Below are 21,198 nucleotides of genomic sequence, written 5' to 3'. Positions count from 1 at the left end.
ATTTTCCATGACAGACGCACTGAAGCGCCTCTCCGATGAAGGCGTCGCGATCTGGCTGGACGACCTGTCGCGCAAGCGGATCACGTCCGGCAACCTCGCCGAACTGATCGACGAGCAGCACGTCGTGGGCGTCACCACCAACCCGACCATCTTCCAGAAGGCGATCAGCAGCGGCGACGGCTACGAGCAGCAGCTCGAGGACCTCGCCGCCCGCAAGGTCACCGTCGAAGAGGCCGTCCGCATGATCACCACGGCGGACGTCCGCGACGCCACCGACATCCTGCGCCCGGTCTTCGACGCCACCGGCGGCCAGGACGGCCGCGTCTCGATCGAGGTCGACCCGCGGCTGGCGCACAACACCAAGGCGACGATCGCCGAGGCCAAGCAGCTGGCCTGGCTGGTGGACCGTCCGAACACGCTGATCAAGATCCCGGCGACCAAGGCCGGCCTGCCGGCGATCACCGAGGTGATCGGCAACGGCATCAGCGTCAACGTCACGCTGATCTTCTCGCTGGAGCGCTACCGCGAGGTCATGGACGCCTACCAGTCGGGCCTGGAGAAGGCCAAGGCCAAGGGCCTGGACCTCTCCCTGATCCACTCGGTGGCCTCCTTCTTCGTGTCCCGCGTGGACACCGAGATCGACAAGCGGCTCGACGCGCTCGGCACCGACGAGGCCAAGGCGCTGCGCGGCAAGTCCGCCGTCGCCAACGCGCGTCTCGCCTACCAGGCGTACGAGGAGGTCTTCTCCACGGACCGCTGGAGCGCGCTGGAGAACGCGGGCGCCAACAAGCAGCGTCCGCTGTGGGCCTCGACCGGCGTGAAGGACCCGGCGTACAAGCCGACCCTGTACGTCGACGACCTGGTCGCCCCGAACACGGTGAACACCATGCCGGAGGCCACGCTTCAGGCCACCGAGGAGCACGGCGAGATCACCGGCAACACCATCGCCGGGACCTACGAGCAGGCCCGCGCCGACCTCGACGCGGTCGAGGCGCTCGGGATTGCGTACGACGACGTGGTCCAGGTGCTGGAGGACGAGGGCGTCGACAAGTTCGAGGCGTCCTGGAACGACCTGCTCAAGTCGACCGAGGCGGTCCTGGAGCGCCTCGCCCCTTCGGAGGGCTGACACCTTGACCCCTGTCTCCGGTTCCGGAGCGAATCCGCTTCGTGACCCCGCCGACCGACGGCTCCCGCGTATCGCGGGGCCGTCGGGCCTGGTCATCTTCGGTGTCACGGGCGATTTGTCCCGGAAGAAGCTGATGCCCGCGGTGTACGACCTCGCCAACCGGGGTCTGCTTCCGCCCGGTTTCTCCCTGGTCGGCTTCGCGCGCCGCGAGTGGCAGAACGAGGACTTCGCGCAGGAGGTCCACGACGCCGTCAAGGAGCACGCCCGTACGCCGTTCCGTGAGGAGGTCTGGCAGCAGCTCATCCAGGGGATGCGCTTCGTCCAGGGCACCTTCGACGACGACGACGCGTTCGAGCGGCTGCGCGGCACCATCGAGGAGCTGGACAAGGCCCAGGGCACGGGCGGCAACTTCGCCTTCTATCTGTCGGTGCCGCCGCGCTCCTTCCCGGTGGTCATCCAGCAGCTGAAGAAGCACGGCCTCGCCGACCAGACGAGCGGTTCCTGGCGGCGCGCGGTCATCGAGAAGCCGTTCGGCCACGACCTGAAGTCGGCCGAGGAACTCAACTCGACCGTCGAGGAGGTCTTCGCCCCGGACCAGGTCTTCCGTATCGACCACTACCTGGGCAAGGAGACCGTCCAGAACATCCTGGCGCTGCGCTTCGCCAACACGATGTTCGAGCCGATCTGGAACCGGTCCTTCGTGGACCACGTCCAGATCACGATGGCCGAGGACATCGGCATCGGCGGCCGTGCGGGTTACTACGACGGCATCGGCGCCGCCCGTGACGTCATCCAGAACCACCTCCTCCAGCTGATGGCGCTGACGGCCATGGAGGAGCCCGCCTCCTTCGACGCGGACGCGCTGGCCGCCGAGAAGACCAAGGTGCTCGGCGCGGTGCGGCTGCCGAAGGACCTGGGCCGGGACACCGTCCGCGGGCAGTACGCGGCGGGCTGGCAGGGCGGCGAGAAGGCGGTCGGGTACCTCCAGGAGGAGGGCATCGACCCCCAGTCCAAGACCGACACCTACGCCGCGATCAAGCTGGAGATCGACAACCGCCGCTGGGCGGGCGTCCCCTTCTATCTGCGCACCGGCAAGCGGCTCGGCCGCCGCGTCACCGAGATCGCGGTCGTCTTCCAGCGCGCGCCCCACTCCCCCTTCGACCACACGGCGACGGAGGAGCTCGGCAAGAACGCGATCGTCATCCGCGTCCAGCCCGACGAGGGCGTCACCGTCCGCTTCGGCTCCAAGGTGCCCGGCACCTCCATGGAGATCCGGGACGTCTCCATGGACTTCGCGTACGGCGAGTCGTTCACGGAGTCGAGCCCGGAGGCGTACGAGCGGCTGATCCTGGACGTCCTGCTCGGCGATTCCAACCTCTTCCCGCGCACCGAGGAGGTCGAGCTGTCCTGGGAGATCCTCGACCCGATCGAGGAGTACTGGGACCGCAACGGCAGGCCCGCGCAGTACCAGTCCGGGACGTGGGGCCCCGTCGAGGCGGACGACATGCTCGAACGAGACGGACGGAGCTGGCGCCGGCCATGAAGATAGACCTCACGGACACTACGGCCAGCAAGATCAACAAGGCGCTCGTCCAGGGGCGCCGCGACATCGGCACGCCCGCCGTCGGCATGGTCCTCACCCTGGTCATCGTCACCGACGAGGAGAACGCCTACGACGCCCTGAAGGCCGCCAACGACGCGTCGCACGAGCACCCTTCGCGCACGCTGGTCGTCATCAAGCGCGTCTCCCGCTCCCCGCGCGACCGTACGGCCTCGCGGCTGGACGCCGAAGTGCGGGTGGGCGCGGACGCCGGTACCGGCGAGACGGTGGTGCTGCGGCTGTACGGCGAGGTGGTGGGCCACGCCCAGTCCGTCGTCCTGCCGCTGCTGCTGCCGGACGCGCCGGTGGTGGTGTGGTGGCCGGTCAACGCACCGCTCGACCCGGCCCACGACCCGCTGGGCGCCCTGGCGCAGCGCCGGGTCACCGACACCTACGCCGCCGAGCAGCCCGTACGGGAACTCAGCGCCCGCGCCGACACCTACGCCCCCGGCGACACGGACCTGTCGTGGACCCGCATCACGCCCTGGCGCTCGATGCTGGCCGCCGCCCTGGACCAGGTCGTCTGCGAAGTGAAAGCCGTCGAGGTGGAGGGCGAGGAGTTCAACCCGAGCTGTGAGCTGCTGGCGATGTGGCTCGCGGACCGGCTGGACGTCCCGGTGAAGCGGTCGCTCTCGTCGGGCCCCGGTCTGACGGCCGTCCGCATGGACACCAACTGCGGCCCGATCGTCCTGGACCGGGCGGACGGCTCGCTGGCGACCCTGTCCATCGAGGGACAGCCGGACCGCGCGGTGGCGCTGAAGCGGCGTGAGACGGCCGAGCTGATCGCGGAGGAGCTGCGGCGGCTCGACCCGGACGACACGTATGCGTCGGCGCTGCGGTTCGGGGTGGAGCGGCTGAACTCGACGCCCACGTCGGCGGTTCGGGGCGCCGAGGCCGCGGTGGCCAAGGCGGAGCAGGCCGTCGCCCTGGCCCAGGCCGCGGTGGCCAAGGCCGAGGAGTCACCGACCGAAGAGTCACGGGCCGAGGAGTCGCCGGCCAAAGGAGAAGCTCCGGCCAAAGGAGAAGCGGTCCGCACTCCCGTCGAGTCGGCTGCCAAGGCTCCCGCGAAAGACGCGACGGCGGAGGCACCGGTGAGGAAGGCGGCGGCGAAGTGAGCACTCCGCAACTCGTCGTGCACCGCGACAAGGAACTGATGGCGCAGGCCGCCGCGGCCCGGCTGATCACGAAGATCGTGGACGCCCAGGCCTCGCGCGGCTCCGCGTCGGTGGTACTCACCGGTGGCCGCAACGGCAACGGCCTGCTCGCCGCGCTGTCCGCCGCTCCCGCCCGGGACGCCGTCGACTGGGGCCGGCTCGACCTGTGGTGGGGCGACGAGCGGTTCCTGCCCGAGGGCGATCCCGAGCGCAATGTCACGCAGGCCCGCGAGGCCCTGCTGGACGCGGTTCCGCTCGATCCGAAGCGGGTGCACGCGATGCCCGCCTCGGACGGTCCGCACGGCGCCGACGCGGAGGCGGCGGCCGCCGCCTATGCCGAGGAGCTGGCCCGTGCCGCGGGCCCGGAGAACCACGGCGCCGTGCCCACGTTCGACGTCCTGATGCTGGGCGTCGGCCCGGACACCCACGTGGCCTCCCTGTTCCCGGAACTGCCCGCCGTACGCGAGACCGAGCGCACGGTGGTCGGCGTCCACGGCGCCCCCAAGCCCCCGCCCACCCGGGTCACCCTCACGCTCCCCGCGATCCGCGCGGCCCGCGAGGTGTGGCTGCTGGCGGCCGGCGAGGACAAGGCGAACGCCGCGGCGATCGCCCTGTCCGGCGCGGGCGAGGTCCAGGCCCCGGCGGCGGGTGCGTACGGCAGGCAGCGCACCCTGTGGCTGCTGGACGCCGCGGCGGCGTCCCAGTTGCCCCGGTCGCTGTATCCGCCGGCTTCGCCGTAACGGCCGTACCGCTCAAGGAAGTTGACGCCGGGCCCCGCCATGATGGCGGGGCCCGGCGTCGCTCGGAGGACGCTGTCCTCTCGGATCAGAACGCGTAGTCCTGCCACTCCTCGGGTCTTTCGCCGATCAGCTCCAGGAGTCCGGTGAAGGCCGACGCGTCGAAGAGCAGCCCGTTGTAATCCACCGGAATGCGCACGTCGTTGACGACGGCGGTGGGCGTGCCCGGACCCTCGGGCTCCTTCTTGCCTCCCGCGCGCTCGTAGGCCTTCTCGGAGGCGGTCACGAAGGCGCGGTACTTCATGGTCTTGACGGCGGAATCGAAGGCCGGGCCGCGCAATCCGTCGACTTGGTCGGCCAGTTCGAGCAGATAGGCGTCGGTGAAGCCGTCGACGGCCTCTTCGGGCTGATGGGTGTAGAGCACCTCGTGATACTCGGCGAACTTGCCCTCCTCCAAGGCGGCCCGCAACGCGTTGACCGCCTTCTTCGATCCGCTGCCGCCGACCCGGTCGTCGAGGAAGGACGCGAGGGTGTACTCGGTCGCCGCATCCCGCGCCAGGGTGGCCTTCCGCAACTCCGGGCCGCCGCCGGTGGTTTCGAACTCCTCGCACACCGGGCAGCGCGGATCCTCGTACAGATGGACCGTCACGACGGCTGACGGATCCCCGACCACGACGGTCGTACCGTCTGCGGCCAGCTTCTCCGGCACCTCGTCGAGGCTGCCGTAGGGCGCCTGTCGACCGCACCCCGTGAGCGACATCCCCAGCACCATCACGGTCGCCGCCACGGCGGTGGCCGCACGTCTCTTCCCCACCCCTTGCCTCCCCTGAGTCAGCGAGAGACTAGGGCACCCGAACGGGAATCGCACAAAGTTACTTGACCGACCCCGCCATCACCCCCTGCACGAAGTGCCGCTGGAACGCGAAGAACACCACGACCGGCACGATCAGGGAGACAAAGGCGCCCGGTGCCAGTACGTCGATGTTGCTGCCGAACTGCCGTATCTGGGACTGGAGTTCCACCGTGAGCGGCTGGGAGGCGCTGTCCGCGAAGAGCAGGGCGACCAGCATGTCGTTCCAGACCCAGAGGAACTGGAAGATGGCCAGGCTGGCGACGGCCGGGCGGCCGACCGGCAGGACGAGGCGGAGGAAGATGCGCCACTCGCTGCCGCCGTCCATCCGAGCCGCCTCCAGCATCTCCTTCGGTATCTCGGCGAAGTAGTTGCGCAGCAGGAACACGGCGAACGGCAGCCCGTAGGCCACGTGGAAGAGCACGACGCCCGGGATCGTGCCGAACAGGCCCAGCTGGCCGAAGAGTTTGGCCACCGGCAGCAGGCCGATCTGCACCGGCACCACCAACAGCGCGACCACCAGCAGGAAGAGCGGCTCGCGGCCGGGGAAGTCCAGCCAGGCGAAGGCGTATCCGGCGAGTGCCGCGATGACGACGACCAGTGCCGTGGTCGGGACCGAGATCAGCACGGTGTTCCAGAAGGCCTGCGTGATGCCGGCGTTCTCCAGCAGGGCGGAGTAGTTGTCGAAGGACAGCTGGCCGGGGCTGGTGAACACCGTCCACCAGCCGCCCGTCGCCGTGTCCTCGGCGGACCGCAGCGAGGACAGGAACAGCCCGGCCAGCGGGGTGAGCCAGATCAGGCCCAGCACCACGAGGAGGGCCTGGACCAGGCTGTTGCCCAGGCCCCGTCGGACGGCGTTCATCGCTGACTCCTTCGGAAACGGCGGACGTTGAAGACCATCGCGGGGATCACCAGAAGCAGGAGCAGGACGCCGAGCGCACTGCCGAGTCCCTGGTCGTTGCCCCCGCCGAAGGACACCAGCCACATCTGCGTCGCCAGGACGGTCGCGTCCTCCTGCACCGGTCCGGGCGCGATGATGTAGACGAGGTCGAAGACCTTCATCACGTTGATCACCAGGGTCACGAACACCACCGTCAGCACCGGTGCGAGCAGCGGCACGGTGATCTTCCGGAAGATCTGCCACTCGTTCGCGCCGTCCATCCGGGCCGCTTCCAGCGAGTCCCGGGGCAGCGTCGACAGCCCCGCGCCGATCAGCACCATCGCGAAGCCGGTCCAGATCCACAGGTACGCCCCGATGATCGCGGGCGTCACGAGCGCGGGCCCGAGCCAGGAGACGCCGTCGTAGGGCGGGGCGAAGTTCGAGGCGGGCAGCTTCACGGTGTACGAGCCCTCGCGCAGCCCCTCGAAGCGGAAGGAGCCGTCGGACGCGGTGGTCGTCGTACCGACCGTCTTCCCGTCGCGCAGCGCCTCGACCGTCATCTCCGGCAGCCCGCTCTCCCGCCGGTCGACGCGCCCCTGTTCCCCTCCCCCGCCGGGCGTGAAGTCCAGGTACACGACTCCGCGCAGCTCACCGGTGGCGGCCTTCTGCCCGGCCGCCGCGTACGCGGGCTCGGCGCCGTCCGGCACATCGCCGGGCAGCACGCCGACCAGGCCGAGCGCCACCGTGTCTCCGGACGAGACGCCCGCGGTCGTCCGGTACGCCCCGCTCGCTTCCTTGGCCATCCCCTGGCCGTCGCGCGCCCGGGCCGTCGGATACGACGACGTGCCCTGGAAGGCGTCGTGGACGCCGACGACCGCGGCGTTCAGCACGCCCTTGTCGGGATCCTCGTCGTAGGCGAGCCGGAAGATGATGCCGGCGGCGAGGAAGGACACCGCCATCGGCATGAACAGCAGCAGTTTGAACGCCGTCGCCCAGCGGACCTTCTCCACCAGGACGGCCAGGATCAGCCCCAGCCCGGTCAGCAGCGTCGGCGCCACGACGACCCAGATCGCGGTGTTGCGTACGGCCTTGAGGGTCGCCGGGTCGCGGAACATCTCGGTGTAGTTGTCGCCGCCGACGAACTGTGTCCCGGACGCGTCGAAGAAGCTGCGGCCGACGGAGAACAGCACCGGGTAGACGACGAGGGCGCCGAGCAGGAGCAGCGCGGGGAAGACGAACAGCAGGGCGACGATCCGCCCCCGCCGCCGCGAGCGCCGGACACGTCCGGCACCGGCGGCAAGAGGAGGGCTCGTCTCTTTCACGAGGGTCGCGGTCATGGCGGTCAGTTCCCGTACGCCTTGGCCGCCGCCTTCTCCAGCTCGGCCGCGGTCGCCTTCGGGTCCGAGGGGTCACGCAGGAAGTCCTGCAGGATCTTCCACTCGCCGGCGCCCTTGGTGCCGCCGAACGCCGCCGGTGCCTGGTCGGACATGTCGAAGCGGACCGAGTCGCCCGCGCCGACCAGGGACTTGGCAGTGGCCCGGGTGACGGCGTCGCCGTAGGAGGCGAGGTCGAGCCCCTTGTTCGGGGAGAGGAAGCCGCCCGCGTCGGCCCACACCGCCGCCGCTTCGGGGGTCGCGAGGTATTCCAGGAGCTTCATGCCGGCCTCGGCGTTCTTGCCGTCCTTGAGGACGACGGCCGCGTCACCGCCGCTGACCACCGGTGCGGTGCCGCCCTCGACGGCCGGGAACGGGAAGAAGTTCGCGTCCTCGCCGATGCGCTTGCCGAACTGGTCCTTGGCCACCCCGGCCACGAAGTCGCCCTCGTAGACCATGCCGGCCTCGGGCTTCGGCCCGAACACCTTCTCCACCGAGCCCGGGAAGTCGGTGTTGAGGGCTCCCTTCTGCCCGCCCGCGACCAGCTGCTTGTCCTTGAACAGCGTGCCGAGCGTGGTGAGCGCCTCGACCACCGTCGGGTCGGTCCACTTCAGCTCGTGGGCGGCCAGGGCGTCGTACTTCTCGGGTCCGGCCTGGGACAGGTAGACGTTCTCGAACCAGTCGGTGAGCGTCCAGCCGTCCTGCCCGGCGACCGAGAACGCGGCAAGACCGGAATCGGAGACGGTCTGCCCGGCCTTCAGCATCTCGTCGTACGTCTTCGGCGGCTCGACGCCGGCCTGGGCGAGGGCGTCGGGGCTGTACCAGACGGTCGACTTGTGGGCGGCCTTGAAATACAGGCCGTACAGCGTGCCGTCGACGCTGCCGTACGTCTTCCAGACATCGGCGTAGTTGGCGCCGACGGACTTCTGGGTCGTCTTGGACAGCTGCTTGAGCCAGCCTTCCTTCGCGAACTGCTGGAGCACGCCGACCTGCGGGACCATCACGACGTCGGGGGCGTTGCCGCCCTCGATCTTGCTGCCGACGACGGTGGAGACGTTGTCCCCGGTGGACACGAACTGGGTCTTCGCGCCGGTCTTCTCGCCGAAGGCGTCGAGCACCTTCTGGAAGTTCTCCTGCTCACTGCCGGACCAGACACCGGCCACGGTGACCGTCTGGCCGCTGAGCGCCTTGTCGCCGCCGCCCGCCGTGACCGGGCCGCCGCCACAGGCGGTGGCGCCGAGCGCCAGTACGAGGCCGATGCAGCCGGTGAGCAGGGTGGTACGTCGTCGCATCATCGTTGATGTCCCTTCAGAGGGTGGGTCAGAGGGTGGGGAGGAGATGGGGAAGTGCCGGGAGGTCACTGATCCACCAGGCGGTGGTCGAGCCAGGCAGCACCCCGGCCGCCGGGCAGGGCCCGCTGGACAGCAGCGGGGTGCCGGAGACCGGCGCGGGCACGGGCGCGGTGGTGAAGTTGACGGCGCAGACCAGGTCGTCGCCGCGGGCAAAGGCGAGGACGCCCGGCGGGGTGTCCAGCCAGCGCAGCGTTCCCTCGCCCAACTGGGGCAGGGACGAGCGCAGTTGGAGGCCCTCGCGGTACAGGTGCCAGAAGGAGCGGGTGTCGGCGAGGGCCCGGTCGGTGGCGTGCTCGGCGAACCACTCCGGCTGCGGCAGCCACGGCTTGGCGCCCTCCACCCCGGAGGTGAAGCCGAACGGCGACGCCTGCCCCGACCAGGGCAGCGGCACCCGGCAGCCGTCACGGATCCGGGCCCGGCTGCCGGTCCGGCGGAAGATCGGGTCGGTGAGCACGTCGTCGGGCAGGTCGACGACCTCCGGCAGGCCCAGCTCCTCGCCCTGGTAGATGTACGCGGCTCCGGGCAGCGCCAGCATCAGCAGCGCGGCGGCGCGGGCGCGGGCGGCGCCCAGGGCCTGCGTCGGAAGTGGCGTCGTCCGCCCGAAGGGCGGGCCGGGCGGCGTCTGGTGCGTACTCTCGGCGTGCCGGGCGGAAGCCCTCGTACTGGACGTACTTGGGCTTTCGCCCGGTGCGGCGAGAGTGCGTGCCAGGCGTCGCGCGGCAGGCGCCACTTCCGACGCAGGCCCTGGTCCGCTGCCTTCGGTGGCCGGTTCGCCGTAGCGGGTGACGGTGCGGACCTGGTCGTGGTTGTTGAGGACCCAGGTGACCGTCGAACCCGTGCCGGCTATGTCCTGCATCGCCTCGGAGATGACCTTGCGGAAGGCGCCGGCCTCCCACGGGGCGCTGAGCAGGTCGAAGAAGAAGGCCTGGTGGAGTTCGTCGGAGCGGACGTACTCGGCGTGCTCACGGGCCGTCGGGACGGACACCTCGCCGACCAGCAGCCGTTCGCGGCCGTCGCGGGCGGCGTATTCCTCGCACACGGCCCGCCAGTGCCGCCACACGTCGTGCACCTCGGGCTGGTTCCAGGCGAGCGGGTTGACCGAGTCGCGGGTACGGGCGTCGGCCTCCGGGTCGTCCGAGTCGGGCAGCTCCGGGTGCTTGAAGAGACCGGCCGCCACGTCGATGCGGAAGCCGTCGATGCCCCGGTCCAGCCAGAAGCGCAGGATCCGGTCGAACTCCGCGCCGGTCTCGCGGTTGCGCCAGTTCCAGTCGGGCTGCTCGGGCGCGAACATGTGCAGGTACCACTGGCCGGGCCGCCCGTCCGCCTCGGTGACGCGGGTCCAGGCCGGGCCGCCGAACATGGAGTGCCAGTTGTTGGGCGGTTCGGCGCCCTCGGGTCCACGGCCGTCGGCGAAGTGGAAGCGGGCGCGGGCCGCGCTGCCGGGTCCGGCGGCGAGTGCCTCACGGAACCACGGGTGCTCGCTGGAGCAGTGGTTGGGGACGATGTCGAGCAGCACCTTGATGCCGAGCCGCCGGGCCGTCGCCATCAGCAGGTCGAACTCGGCAAGGTCGCCGAAGAGCGGGTCGACATCGCAGTAGTCGGCGACGTCGTAGCCGTGGTCGTGCTGGGGCGACGGGTAGAAGGGGCTCAGCCAGATCCCGTCGACGCCGAGCTTCTTCAGATACGGCAGTCCGGCCCGGACGCCCGCGAGATCGCCGATGCCGTCACCGGTGCTGTCCAGGAAGCTGCGGACGTACACCTGGTAGATCACCGCGTCACGCCACCAGCGGCGGTACTTACTCAACATGCATGCATGTTAGGTAGGTGTATCGCAGAGGTGTCAATGAAAGAAACAAAGGATACTGGCGAGTTGGCTCACCAAATAAGGACACATGGGGGCATCTAGCCGTCAGGTGAGACGGTGCCGTTACCTAACAGGTAGCTAGCGGCTGGAGATGGCCGCCAGCTCGCGCGCCATCCGCCGCACCGCGCCCCCGGGCGTCTCACGCCCGGTCATCGCGTCCTGCACGGCCGCCTGCACCGCCAGGCTGACCTGGTCGTAGCGCGGGCTCTTGGGGCGCGGCGCGGCCGTGAGCACGCTCTCGCGCAGGATCGGCAGATAGGGAAAGCGCCGGACGAGCGCCGGATCGTCGTAGAGATGCGCACGCACCGGCGGCAGCGCCCCGTTCGTGAGGACCTGGCGCTGGACGGGCTCGCTGGTGAGGTACGCGAGCAGGCGCGCGGCCGTGTCGGGGTGCCGCGCATGGGTGCTGACGGCCAGGTTGGAGCCGCCGAGCACGCTAGCGCCCGGCCCGTCGGGACCGGGCAGGGGCACGGCCCCGACCTTCCCGGCCAGCGGGGATCCCGCGGCGGACGCGGCGGCGTAGGCGTAGGGCCAGTTGCGCAGGAACAGCAGACGGCCGTCGAGGAAGGCCTGCTTGGACTCCTCTTCCTTGTAGGTCAACGCCCGCCGCGGAATCCAGCCCTCGCGCACCCCGCGAGCGAGGAACCCGATGCCCTCGCGGGCCGCGTTCGAGTTCACGGTGACGCGTTCGCCCTCGTCGCCCAGGATCGTGCCCCCGGCCGAGTACACGGCCTCGGCCGCGTTGACGGTCAGGCCCTCGTACGGCAGGAACTGGCCGGCGTAGCCGTCGAGTCCGTACTTCGGGGCGACGGTCTTCGCGACCCGTTCCAGCTCGGTCCAGGTGCGCGGCGGCGGCAGGCCCTCCCTCGCGAGGACGTCCTTGCGATAGAGCAGCAGCCCCGCGTTGGTGACGTACGGGACGGCGTACAGCCGCCCGTCGTAGGTCGCCGTGTCGACGACCGGGGGCAGGAAGGAGCCGAGCGGGAAGCGGTCGGGTTCCAGCGGGCGGATCCAGCCGGCCGCCGCGAACTCGGAGGTCCAGGCGACGTCGATGTTGAGGACGTCGAAGCGGCCGCGGTCGCCGCCGCGCAGGTCGGTGATCATCTGTGCTCGGGTCTCGTCGGCCGAGTCCGGCAGCTCGACGAGCGTCACCTTCTCGTCGGGATGGGTGCGGTTCCATCCCGCCAGCAGAGGGCCGAGGTATCCGGTGAGGTCTCCGGCGGTGGCGAGGGTCAGGGGCCCCCGGTCGCCCGCGGCCGGCTCGTCGGCCCGCGCACCCGAGGCCACATACCCCGTCAAGATCACGACGAGGACGAGAAGGCCCCTACCGGCGGCGTGTATCCACCGCATAGGTTCCTCCCTGTGCACCGGCACCGGGCCTCTTCGCCCGGAGTCAGAGGCCATGTATACCTGTTAGGTATGGGCGATACTAGGGTCTGCAGCACATTACAAGGACGCGAGGAGGAGAGGGACGAGTGCGCCTGCCGCTCCTGGCACTCCTCGCGCGCGGTCCGGCCCACGGCTACGAGCTCAAGCAGGACCTTGAGCAACTGCTGGGCTCCGCGTACCCTCAGCCGAACATCGGCCAGATCTACGTCACCCTCGGCCGCCTCGAGAAGACGGGACTGATCGAGGGCGAAGAGGTCGAGCAGTCGAGCCGGCCGAACAAGAAGATCTACCACCTCACCGATGCCGGGCGCGAGGCGCTGCACGCCTGGTACGAGGAGACGGCGGACGAGCCCCGGGTGCGGGACGAGTTCTTCATGAAGCTCGTGCTCGCCCCGCAGACCGGTCTGGCCGACCAGATCGCGCTGATCAACAAACAGCGGCGCCAGTATCTGAACACCATGCGCAGCCTGTCGAGGCTGGCCTCCACCGAGGACCGGGACAACCGTGTCGCCCACCTGCTGATCGAGGGCGCGATGCTGCATCTGCAGGCCGACCTCGACTGGTTGGAACGCTGCCAGGAGGAACTGGAGGAGCCGGAGTGAGCGAGAGCCCCACTCCTCTGCTGCGCGCCGAGGGCCTGGTCAAGACGCACCATGGCGAGGGTGCCCCGGCACATGCCGTGCGCGGGGTCGATCTGTGTGTGACGCGGGGCGAGTTCGTGGCCGTCACCGGCCCGTCCGGCGCCGGCAAGTCGACGCTGCTGCATCTGCTCGGAGGGCTGCAACGGCCGGATGACGGCAGCATCTGGCTGGACGGCGAGTGCACGGACTCCTACACCGAGGCACGCTGGGCCGTGGCACGGCGCCGGCGCATCGGGATCGTGTTCCAGTTCTTCAACCTGGTCTCCAACCTCTCCGTCGCGGACAACGTCGAGCTGCCCGCGCTCCTCGCCGGGACGCCGCCGAAGCGTGCGCGGGCCGAGCGGGAGGCGCTGCTGGACGAGCTGGGGCTGGCCGGCAAGGAGCGCAGCATGCCGGGCGAGCTGTCCGGCGGTGAGCAGCAGCGGGTCGCGCTGGCCCGCGCCCTGGTCAACCATCCGCCGCTGCTGCTGGCGGACGAACCCGCGGGCAGCCTGGACAGCCGGGGCACCCGTGAGGTCATGCGGCTGCTCTCCCGCTTCCACCAGCGCGGCCAGACGATCGTGCTGGTCACCCACGACGCCCGGCTGGCCAGCGCCGCGGACCGGGTCATCAGCTTCTTCGACGGACGGATCGCGGACGACGCGCAACTGACCGGCACACCGTCGCGCCGAGTCGGCACGTCCGGGGTGCTGGAGCTGAAGGACTGACCGCGGTGTACGACGATTCGGTGTACGAGGAAGCGGCGTACGGCAAACTGGCGCCGACCCGCCCAGGCGCACACGAGCCGGGGCAGGCGGTCCTGCGGATCACCCGACGCAGCCACGGCGGCTCTGACGCACACGAGCCCGGAGACCCAGCCCCGCAGATCGCCCGTCACAGCCACGACCGCCCAGGCACACACGAGCCAGGACGGCCGACCCTGCGAATACCCCGGCCCCACCACAGCCACCCCAGCGCACTCGATCCGAGACGACCGACCCTGCGGACACCCCGGCCCCACCACAGCCACCCCGGCGCACCCAGGTGCGGACATCCGGCCCCGCGGAACCCTCGGTTCAGCCGCCCCGCCGCACCCGGCTCGAGAGGCTGACGCCCATGCGAGCAACCCTGCGCTGGGTGCACTCCGATCTGCGCACACACCGCGGCGAGGCACTGTTCATCGTGCTCGCCACCGCCGGAGTCGTCGTCTCGCTGCTTCTTGCGACGGCGCTCTTCGGCTACGCGACCAACCCCTGGCAGCGCGTGTTCGCACAGTCGCGGGACGCGCATGTGTGGATCCACACCGGCCCCTCCGCCGACGCACGCGAACTCGCGGCGCTGGACGGCGTCGAGTCCGTCGCCGGCCCCTACCCGACCGAGTCGGCCACTCTCGCCTCCCGCGGTGTGCGCGCCTCCGTCGAGCTGCGCGGCACGGCCGCCCGGCCCGCCATCGGCCGCCCACTCCTCACCTCCGGCCGCTGGCTGGACGGCGCACACCCCGACGGCGTGGTGCTGGAGAGCCGCCTGGCCCGCGCCCTGCTCGCCGAGCCCGGTGACGTCCTCGCCCTGCCCGGCACCGCACGCACGCTGACCGTCGCCGGGATCGCCGACAGCGCCGAGCCGCGCTACCGCCCCGGCGAGCGCGCCGGACTCGTATGGGCGCTACCGTCCGCCGTGCGCGCCCCGGACGGCGAGGTGACCGGACTGCGCCTGGCGGACCCGGACGAAACGGACTACGCCGTCCAGCGCGCCGTCACCGTGCTCGGCGCCGGCGCGGTCAGCGAGGTCACCACCTGGCAGCAGGCCCGGTCCGAAGCGCAGGGCGACACCCGGCTCCTGGGCCAGGTGCTCGGTCTGTTCGGACTCGGCGCGCTGCTCGCCGCAGGACTCGCCGTGCACGGGGCGATCGGCACCCGCATCCGGGGCCATCTGCGCGACATCTCGGTACTGAAGGCGATCGGCTTCACGCCCGGCCAGGTCGTCCGCGTCTTCCTGTTCCAGCACGTCGCCTACGCCCTGCTCGGCGCGGTGACCGCGGCGGCGCTCACCCAGGCGCTGGGACGCCGGATCCCGGGCCGGCTCGGTGACGCGGTCGGCGTGTGGCAGGGGCTGCCGGGGCACACCGCCGCGCTGCTCGCGATACCGGTGGGCGCCGTGCTGTTCATCGCCGCGACCACCGGGCTCGCGGCCTGGCGAGCGGGACGTGTGTCCCCGGTGCCCGTGCCGCGGACCGCAGCGCCGGCCGCCGGCCGGCTGTCGGGTCTGGCGCGCGGGGCGCTCGGGCTGCGGCTGCCGCCGGCCCTGGTCCTGGGCTGGCACAAGGCATTCCCCCGCCGGCCACGGACACCGGCCACCGTCGCCCGCCTCGCACTGCCCCTGCTGCTGATCGTGGTGGCGATGAGCGCCTGGACCACCATCGACCGCTTCCACAGCAGGCCCGACCAGGTCGGCCTCGCCGCCGCGCTCACCGTCCGCCCCGACGGCGAGGTCGGCGACCGTGACGTCCGAGCCCTCCTCGACCGCGACTCGCGGATCGCCGCCGCCCACCCGGGCGTCGAGGTGGCGGCCCTGGTGCCGGGCCAGACGGCCACGATCGCCCTGCGTGGTCTCGGCACCCGCCAGGACCCCTACCCGTACGCCCTGGCCGAGGGCCGCCCGGCGCACGGCCGGGACGAAGCGGTGGCCGGGCAGGGGCTGCTCGATCTGCTGGACGTGCGCGTCGGCGACTGGGTGCGGATGACCGTGGGCGACCAACCGCAGATCCTGCACATCGTGGGCCGCAGCATCGAGCCGGACAACGCCGGCCGGGTCATCTCCACCTCGCTCGACACCCTCCGTGAGAACGACCCCGGGCTGCGCCCCACGCTCTACCAGCTGCGCCTCCAGCCGGGCACAGCCCCCCGCGAGGTCGCGGGCGACCTGGCCACCGCCGCGCGCGGGCACCTGGACGTGCACGCCGTGCCGAATCCGGCGGACGGGCTGTCATCGCTGCGCGGAGTCGTGCTCGCGTTGATCGGCGTTCTCGCGCTGATCGGGATCGTGGAACTGCTGACCGTGATCGGCGGCTCCGTCCGCGAGGGTGAGCGGGATCTGCTGGCGCTCAAGGCCGTCGGCCTGACCCCGCGGCAGATCACCGCCGTCACCGTCACGGCCACCGCCTGCACCGCCCTGGCCGCGGTCCTCCTCGGCACAGCGCTGGGGCTGCCCCTCGCGCACTGGCTCATCGACGCCCAGGGCAGATCCAGCGGCATCGGCGCCGGCATAGCTCAGGGTCCGTCGCCCGTACTCCTGGTGCTGTTCGGCGCGGCCGCCGTGGTGGGCGCCGCCGCTCTCGCCGCCCTGCCCGCGGCCCGCGCGGCCGGCCGCCGACTCGCCGACACCCTGAGCGCCGTGGCGTAGGGCCGCGGCGGCAGCCGGCTCGGCGGAAGCGGACGGCCGCGCGCCGTCCGCTTCCCGCATCGCGGTCACTGCCGGCCGCGCAGCTCCCGGTACTTAGCGACCAGCGCCTTGCTGGACGCGTCCAGGCCCGGCACGTCCGCGCCCTCGGTCAGTGCGGGCTCGACGCGCTTGGCGAGGACCTTGCCGAGTTCGACGCCCCACTGGTCGAAGGAGTCGATGTTCCAGACGGCGCCCTGCACGAACACCTTGTGCTCATACAGCGCGATCAGCTGGCCGAGCACCGACGGGGTCAGCTCGCGCGCGAGGATGGTGGTCGTCGGGTGGTTGCCCAGGAACGTCTTGTGCGCCACCAGCTCCTCGGGCACACCCTCCGCACGCACCTCCTGAGGCGTCTTGCCGAAGGCCAGCGCCTGCGTCTGGGCGAAGAAGTTCGCCATCAACAGGTCGTGCTGCGCCCCCAGTTCGTCACTCAGCTCGGCGACCGGCTCGGCGAAGCCGATGAAGTCGGCCGGGATCATCTTCGTGCCCTGGTGGATCAGCTGGTAGTAGGCGTGCTGCCCGTTGGTGCCGGGCGTGCCCCAGACGACCGGCCCGGTCTGCCACTCCACCGGAAGACCGTCCCGTCCGACGTACTTGCCGTTGGACTCCATGTCCAGCTGCTGCAAGTAGGCGGTGAACTTGGACAGGTAGTGGCTGTAGGGCAGCACCGCATGCGACTGGGCGTCGTGGAAGTTGCCGTACCAGATGCCCAACAGGCCCAGCAGCAGCGGCACGTTGGCGTCGGCGGGCGCGCTCCGGAAGTGCTCGTCGACGAGCCGGAACCCGTCGAGCATCTCCCGGAACCGGTCCGGCCCGATGGCGATCATCAGGGACAGGCCGATCGCCGAGTCGTACGAGTAGCGTCCGCCGACCCAGTCCCAGAACTCGAACATGTTGGCCGTGTCGATACCGAAGCCGGAGACCTTCTCGGCGTTGGTCGACAGCGCCACGAAGTGCTTGGCGACGGCTTCCTGACCGGCCTTCAGCTCACCCAGCAGCCAGTTGCGGGCCGAGGTGGCGTTGGTGATCGTCTCGATCGTGGTGAACGTCTTGGAGGCGATGATGAACAGCGTCTCCGCGGCATCCAGGTCACGGATGGCCTCGTGCAGGTCGGCCCCGTCCACGTTCGACACGAAGCGGACCGTCAGGTCGCGGTCGGTGAAGCTGCGCAGCACCTCGTACGCCATCGCCGGGCCGAGGTCGGAGCCGCCGATGCCGATGTTGACCACGTTCTTGATGCGCTTGCCGGTGTGGCCGGTCCAGGCGCCGGAACGGACCCGCTCGGCGAAGTCGGCCATCCTGTCGAGGACTGCGTGCACACCGGGGACCACGTTCTCCCCGTCGACCTCGATGACCGCGTCCCGCCGCGCGCGCAGCGCGGTGTGCAGCACGGCGCGGTTCTCGGTGGTGTTGATCTTCTCGCCGCGGAACATGGCGTCCCGGAGGCCGAACACATCCGTGGCGGCGGCCAGCTCACGCAGCAGCCGCAGCGTCTCGTCGGTGACGAGGTGCTTGGAGTAGTCGACATACAGGTCGCCGACCTGGAGCGTGTAGCCGGAGCCGCGGCCGGGGTCGGCGGCGAACAGCTCGCGCAGCTGCACCTCGCCGAGTTCCTCGCGGTGCTTGGCCAGCGCGGTCCACTCGGGCGTCTGGTTGAGCCGGGTACGGCTTTCTGCGTTCATCTCGGACTTCAGCCTTCTTTCCTACCTGTCCTGCCTGCGTACCTTGCCCCGCTGCCGGTCCCAACCTAGTTGATCAGCGTGTGACGTGAGCTGTCGTGGTGTCGTCGTGCGGTGCAACAACAAGTACGTTCACCTTGAGCGCGGGTATCAGCGCGGTGACGGACAGGACGAAGAAGGCGGCCGCGAGCAGGGGCGGGGTGTTCAGTCCCCAGGTGGTGGCGACGGCTCCGCCGAGCAGGGCGCCCAGCGGTGCCCCGGCGACCCCGACCGTGCGGAAGGCGGAACTGACCCGGCCCAGCAGTTCGGCGGGACTGCGCTGTTGCATCAGCGTCGTGGTGTTGACGTTCCACACCATCCCCATGAACCCGAACACGGCCAGCGCCGCGGCCAGCCCGACGAGGCTGCGCACCGAGCCCATCACCACGAGCGCGCCGATCTGCACAGTGCCGGCGAGCAGCACCCCGCGGACCCGCCCCACCAGGGCGGTCAACGGTCCCCCGGCCACTCCGCCGGCCAGGCTGCCGACCGTGTACGCCGTCATGGCGACCGCGTATCCCGTGGTGCCCGCGTCCAGCCAGCCCGTCACCAGGAGCACCAGCGTGGCGATGAGGGCGCCCATGCCGATGTTGCACAGGGCGGTGGCGGCGCACAGGCCGCGCAGGGCCCGGTCCCGCCACAGGGTGCGCAGCCCCTCCACGATCTCCCGGCGCAGGGTGCTGCCCGCCGGTCTGGGTTTCCGCTCGGGCGGGGCGGTCCGCAGGGTGGCGACCAGCGCGGCCGCCACCAGATAGGTGACCGCGTCGGCCGCGAAGGGCGCCGCCGCCCCGGCCGCGATCAGCAGGGGCACGACCGGCGCGCCCAGCAGACCGCCGGCGAGACGCTGTCCGGTCATCAGACGCGCGTTCGCGCTGCCGAGTGCCGCGCGGTCCACCAGGGCGGGGAGCAGGGCCGTCGACGCGTTGTCGAAGAGGGTCTGGAGGGTGGTCAGAGCGAAGGCCAGCGCGATCAGCAGGGCGATCGAGGCGTGTCCGAGAGCCACGGCAGCCGCGAAGGAAGCGACCAGCAGCCCTCGTACCGCTTCGACCATCCACATCGCGCGCCGCTGGTCCACGCGGTCGGCGACGGCGCCGCCCAGCAACCCGAAGACGATCCAGGGCAGATAACCGCACGCGGTCACCGCGGCGATCAGCATCGGCCGGTCGGTCAGCGTCGCGGCGAGCAGCGGCAGTGCGGCCGTACGCAGCGCGTCACCGAAACTGGAGAGCACGGCGGCGCTCCACAGCCGCCCGAACCCCCCGCGCCACGCCGGCGCACACCCGTCCCCCGTCACGACCGTCGCCACGTCTCCCCCTCACGATTCGCCCGATGCACAAACCGTAGAGGGCACCACTGACAATCGGCCCGGGAGCGGGGGCCCGGCGGCCCGCAAACAGCTCCGGCCGGGCTCCTCTCGGTACCCGGCCGGTTCTCAACTCCTAGATTTCGCCCCGCAGTTTGGCGAGTGCCTCGGCGAGGATCGCCTCGCCGTCCGCATCGCTGCGCCGCTCCCGTACATACGCGAGATGCGTCTTGTACGGCTCGGTGCGCGGCGGGTCCGGCGGGTTGTCCCGGTCCTGTCCTGCGGGGAACCCGCAGCGCGGGCAGTCCCAGGTATCGGGGACCTGCGCGTCGCTGGCGAAGCTGGGCTGCGTCTCGTGCCCGTTGGAGCACCAGAAGGAGATGCGCAGCCGGGGCGCGGACTCGCCCCGCTCGGCCTCGCCCATCGGCCCCGCCCCGACCCGGCTTCCTCGGATCGCGTTGCCACTTGCCACGGTCGTAACTCCCTGCGTGATGGTGCCGCGAAGCGAGTCGGCGTTTCGCTTCGCTGCGAGCGCCTCAGTCTACGTAAGGCCCAACGCGCGTCCAGTGATTGGAGTTACAGCCCCCACACCTAGACGCAAGCCCCATGATAGGCCGCGCTCAGCTGCGCGTACCGAACATGGGGCCTTACGTACGGAATGTGCGTGCCGATCAGTTGTTCACCTTCATCAGAAGGCCGAGAACAACGATGCACGCGAACCAGAGCAGCCCGACCACCAAGGTGATGCGGTCGAGGTTGCGCTCGGCGACCGAGGAGCCTCCGACGGACGACTGCATGCCGCCACCGAACATGTCGGAGAGGCCACCGCCCTTGCCCTTGTGCATCAGCACCAGCAGCATCAGCAGACCGCTGAACACGATCAGGGCGATCGAGAACCCCATAACCACGGCTGGACCAACTTCCTCGGATCTGGATGGACGACAGGGGCACAGCCACCGGGCTGTGCCCCCGCAAGGGTACGACGTTCCGCCGCTACCGCATACTCACTGGATAATCACTGGTCGCGGAAGCGCACGATCTTGACGAACTCGTCGGCGTCCAGCGAGGCGCCGCCGACCAGGGCGCCGTCGATGTCGGCCTGGGCCATGATCTCGGCGACATTGCCCGACTTGACGGAGCCGCCGTACTGGATGCGGACCTGGTCGGCCAGCTCCTGGGTGTACAGCTCGGCGAGCTTGCCGCGGATGGCGGCGCAGACTTCCTGGGCGTCCTCGGCGCCGCAGACCTTGCCGGTGCCGATGGCCCAGACGGGCTCGTAGGCGATGACGACGGACTCGGCCTGCTCGGCGGAGAGGTCCTTGAGGCCGCCCTCGACCTGGGCGAGCGTGTGCGTGACGTGGTTGCCCGCCTCGCGCACCTCCAGCTCCTCGCCGACGCACAGGATCGGGGTCAGGCCGTGCTTGTAGGCGGCCTTGACCTTGGCGTTCACGATCTCGTCGGTCTCGGCGTGGTACTGCCGGCGCTCGCTGTGGCCGATCGCCACGTACGTGCACTTCAGCTTGGCCAGCATCGGGCCGGAGATCTCGCCGGTGTAGGCACCGGAGTCATGCGCCGAGATGTCCTGGGCGCCGTACCTGATCTTGAGCTTGTCGCCGTCGACCAGCGTCTGCACGGAGCGCAGGTCGGTGAAGGGCGGCAGGACGGCGACCTCGACGGCCTCGTAGTCCTTGTCGGCCAGGGCGAAGGCGAGCTTCTGGACGTGCGCGATGGCCTCGAGGTGGTTGAGGTTCATCTTCCAGTTGCCCGCCATCAGCGGCATACGAGTGGTCATAC

The 21,198-nt window shown here is 70.6% G+C and carries 18 protein-coding genes; 7 read left to right on the top strand and 11 right to left on the bottom strand.

Annotation, left to right across the window (positions count from 1 at the left end; genetic code table 11):
* Positions 1 to 7: 7 nt before the first annotated feature.
* The 4 genes from tal to pgl are packed head-to-tail and all read left to right on the top strand — an operon-like array spanning position 8 to position 4,620.
* Complete coding sequence (gene tal / locus OG828_RS37225; protein ID WP_328441244.1) at positions 8 to 1,126, top strand: transaldolase; 1,119 nt, start codon at positions 8 to 10, stop codon at positions 1,124 to 1,126.
* Positions 1,127 to 1,130: 4 nt separating this feature from the next.
* Positions 1,131 to 2,669 (top strand): glucose-6-phosphate dehydrogenase, encoded by a 1,539-nt coding sequence (gene zwf / locus OG828_RS37220; RefSeq protein WP_210575775.1) that lies wholly within the window; start codon positions 1,131 to 1,133, stop codon positions 2,667 to 2,669.
* Positions 2,666 to 3,841 (top strand): glucose-6-phosphate dehydrogenase assembly protein OpcA, encoded by a 1,176-nt coding sequence (opcA, locus tag OG828_RS37215; RefSeq protein ID WP_328366766.1) that lies wholly within the window; start codon positions 2,666 to 2,668, stop codon positions 3,839 to 3,841. Before zwf ends, opcA begins: the two co-directional genes overlap by 4 nt.
* Positions 3,838 to 4,620, top strand: a complete 783-nt coding sequence (gene pgl, locus OG828_RS37210; protein WP_301978953.1) for a 6-phosphogluconolactonase — start codon at positions 3,838 to 3,840, stop codon at positions 4,618 to 4,620. The genes opcA and pgl overlap by 4 nt, the downstream gene beginning before the upstream one ends.
* A gap of 85 nt (positions 4,621 to 4,705) precedes the next feature.
* Here pgl and OG828_RS37205 read toward each other — a convergent pair whose 3' ends face one another.
* The 6 genes from OG828_RS37205 to OG828_RS37180 all read right to left on the bottom strand — a co-directional run bounded on the left by OG828_RS37205 (position 4,706) and on the right by OG828_RS37180 (position 12,286).
* Positions 4,706 to 5,389 (bottom strand): DsbA family protein, encoded by a 684-nt coding sequence (locus OG828_RS37205; RefSeq protein WP_328372493.1) that lies wholly within the window; start codon positions 5,387 to 5,389, stop codon positions 4,706 to 4,708.
* Positions 5,390 to 5,489: 100 nt separating this feature from the next.
* On the bottom strand, positions 5,490 to 6,329 hold the full coding sequence (locus tag OG828_RS37200) for a carbohydrate ABC transporter permease (RefSeq protein ID WP_210575781.1): 840 nt from the start codon (positions 6,327 to 6,329) through the stop codon (positions 5,490 to 5,492).
* The gene (locus OG828_RS37195; protein WP_328441240.1) at positions 6,326 to 7,684 is read right to left on the bottom strand and encodes an ABC transporter permease; all 1,359 of its coding nucleotides are present in this window, start codon (positions 7,682 to 7,684) and stop codon (positions 6,326 to 6,328) included. The genes OG828_RS37200 and OG828_RS37195 overlap by 4 nt, the downstream gene beginning before the upstream one ends.
* 5 nt (positions 7,685 to 7,689) lie before the next feature.
* Positions 7,690 to 9,015, bottom strand: coding sequence for an ABC transporter substrate-binding protein (locus OG828_RS37190; protein WP_328441239.1), 1,326 nt, complete (start codon positions 9,013 to 9,015; stop codon positions 7,690 to 7,692).
* Positions 9,016 to 9,040: 25 nt separating this feature from the next.
* Entirely contained in the window at positions 9,041 to 10,879 is a 1,839-nt protein-coding gene (locus OG828_RS37185) for a glycoside hydrolase family 13 protein (protein ID WP_328503662.1), read from the bottom strand.
* A gap of 135 nt (positions 10,880 to 11,014) precedes the next feature.
* Positions 11,015 to 12,286, bottom strand: coding sequence for an ABC transporter substrate-binding protein (locus OG828_RS37180; protein WP_328503661.1), 1,272 nt, complete (start codon positions 12,284 to 12,286; stop codon positions 11,015 to 11,017).
* Positions 12,287 to 12,411: 125 nt separating this feature from the next.
* Here OG828_RS37180 and OG828_RS37175 point away from each other — a divergent pair, with 125 nt between their 5' ends.
* From OG828_RS37175 to OG828_RS37165, 3 genes are all read left to right on the top strand, one after another.
* Positions 12,412 to 12,927 (top strand): PadR family transcriptional regulator, encoded by a 516-nt coding sequence (locus tag OG828_RS37175; protein WP_328503660.1) that lies wholly within the window; start codon positions 12,412 to 12,414, stop codon positions 12,925 to 12,927.
* A complete protein-coding gene (locus OG828_RS37170; RefSeq protein ID WP_328503659.1) occupies positions 12,924 to 13,673 on the top strand; it encodes an ABC transporter ATP-binding protein in 750 nt (249 codons plus the stop codon). The genes OG828_RS37175 and OG828_RS37170 overlap by 4 nt, the downstream gene beginning before the upstream one ends.
* A 388-nt stretch (positions 13,674 to 14,061) precedes the next feature.
* Positions 14,062 to 16,344: an ABC transporter permease gene (locus tag OG828_RS37165; protein WP_328503658.1), complete on the top strand. Its 2,283-nt coding sequence runs from the start codon at positions 14,062 to 14,064 to the stop codon at positions 16,342 to 16,344.
* Positions 16,345 to 16,409: 65 nt separating this feature from the next.
* Here the strand turns inward: OG828_RS37165 and pgi are convergent, their stop codons facing one another.
* The 5 genes from pgi to tpiA all read right to left on the bottom strand — a co-directional run bounded on the left by pgi (position 16,410) and on the right by tpiA (position 21,196).
* Complete coding sequence (gene pgi, locus OG828_RS37160; RefSeq protein WP_328503657.1) at positions 16,410 to 18,065, bottom strand: glucose-6-phosphate isomerase; 1,656 nt, start codon at positions 18,063 to 18,065, stop codon at positions 16,410 to 16,412.
* Between the two features lie 73 nt (positions 18,066 to 18,138).
* On the bottom strand, positions 18,139 to 19,407 hold the full coding sequence (locus OG828_RS37155; RefSeq protein WP_328503656.1) for an MFS transporter: 1,269 nt from the start codon (positions 19,405 to 19,407) through the stop codon (positions 18,139 to 18,141).
* Positions 19,408 to 19,540: 133 nt separating this feature from the next.
* Positions 19,541 to 19,876, bottom strand: coding sequence for an RNA polymerase-binding protein RbpA (locus OG828_RS37150; RefSeq protein ID WP_003957010.1), 336 nt, complete (start codon positions 19,874 to 19,876; stop codon positions 19,541 to 19,543).
* Between the two features lie 199 nt (positions 19,877 to 20,075).
* Entirely contained in the window at positions 20,076 to 20,306 is a 231-nt protein-coding gene (gene secG / locus OG828_RS37145) for a preprotein translocase subunit SecG (RefSeq protein ID WP_210576005.1), read from the bottom strand.
* 113 nt (positions 20,307 to 20,419) lie between these two features.
* Positions 20,420 to 21,196 carry a triose-phosphate isomerase gene (tpiA, locus tag OG828_RS37140; RefSeq protein WP_328503655.1) on the bottom strand — a complete coding sequence of 259 codons (777 nt, stop codon included), beginning with the start codon at positions 21,194 to 21,196 and terminating at the stop codon, positions 20,420 to 20,422.
* Positions 21,197 to 21,198: the final 2 nt, after the last annotated feature.

This window comes from Streptomyces sp. NBC_00457 (genome assembly GCF_036014015.1).
GTDB lineage: Bacteria > Actinomycetota > Actinomycetes > Streptomycetales > Streptomycetaceae > Streptomyces.
Note: the sequence above shows the minus strand (reverse complement) of the source record. Positions and strands in the feature narration are given on the sequence as shown.

What these genes read in the sequence shown, in the direction of transcription:
- tal (WP_328441244.1), top strand. Translation starts at nt 8, where the DNA reads ATGACAGACGCACTGAAGCGCCTCTCCGATGAAGGCGTCGCGATCTGG.
- opcA (WP_328366766.1), top strand. Translation starts at nt 2,666, where the DNA reads ATGAAGATAGACCTCACGGACACTACGGCCAGCAAGATCAACAAGGCG.
- OG828_RS37205 (WP_328372493.1), bottom strand. Translation starts at nt 5,389, where the DNA reads ATGGTGCTGGGGATGTCGCTCACGGGGTGCGGTCGACAGGCGCCCTAC.
- OG828_RS37200 (WP_210575781.1), bottom strand. Translation starts at nt 6,329, where the DNA reads ATGAACGCCGTCCGACGGGGCCTGGGCAACAGCCTGGTCCAGGCCCTC.
- OG828_RS37195 (WP_328441240.1), bottom strand. Translation starts at nt 7,684, where the DNA reads ATGACCGCGACCCTCGTGAAAGAGACGAGCCCTCCTCTTGCCGCCGGT.
- OG828_RS37190 (WP_328441239.1), bottom strand. Translation starts at nt 9,015, where the DNA reads ATGATGCGACGACGTACCACCCTGCTCACCGGCTGCATCGGCCTCGTA.
- OG828_RS37185 (WP_328503662.1), bottom strand. Translation starts at nt 10,879, where the DNA reads ATGTTGAGTAAGTACCGCCGCTGGTGGCGTGACGCGGTGATCTACCAG.
- OG828_RS37180 (WP_328503661.1), bottom strand. Translation starts at nt 12,286, where the DNA reads ATGCGGTGGATACACGCCGCCGGTAGGGGCCTTCTCGTCCTCGTCGTG.
- OG828_RS37165 (WP_328503658.1), top strand. Translation starts at nt 14,062, where the DNA reads ATGCGAGCAACCCTGCGCTGGGTGCACTCCGATCTGCGCACACACCGC.
- pgi (WP_328503657.1), bottom strand. Translation starts at nt 18,065, where the DNA reads ATGAACGCAGAAAGCCGTACCCGGCTCAACCAGACGCCCGAGTGGACC.
- secG (WP_210576005.1), bottom strand. Translation starts at nt 20,306, where the DNA reads ATGGGGTTCTCGATCGCCCTGATCGTGTTCAGCGGTCTGCTGATGCTG.
- tpiA (WP_328503655.1), bottom strand. Translation starts at nt 21,196, where the DNA reads ATGACCACTCGTATGCCGCTGATGGCGGGCAACTGGAAGATGAACCTC.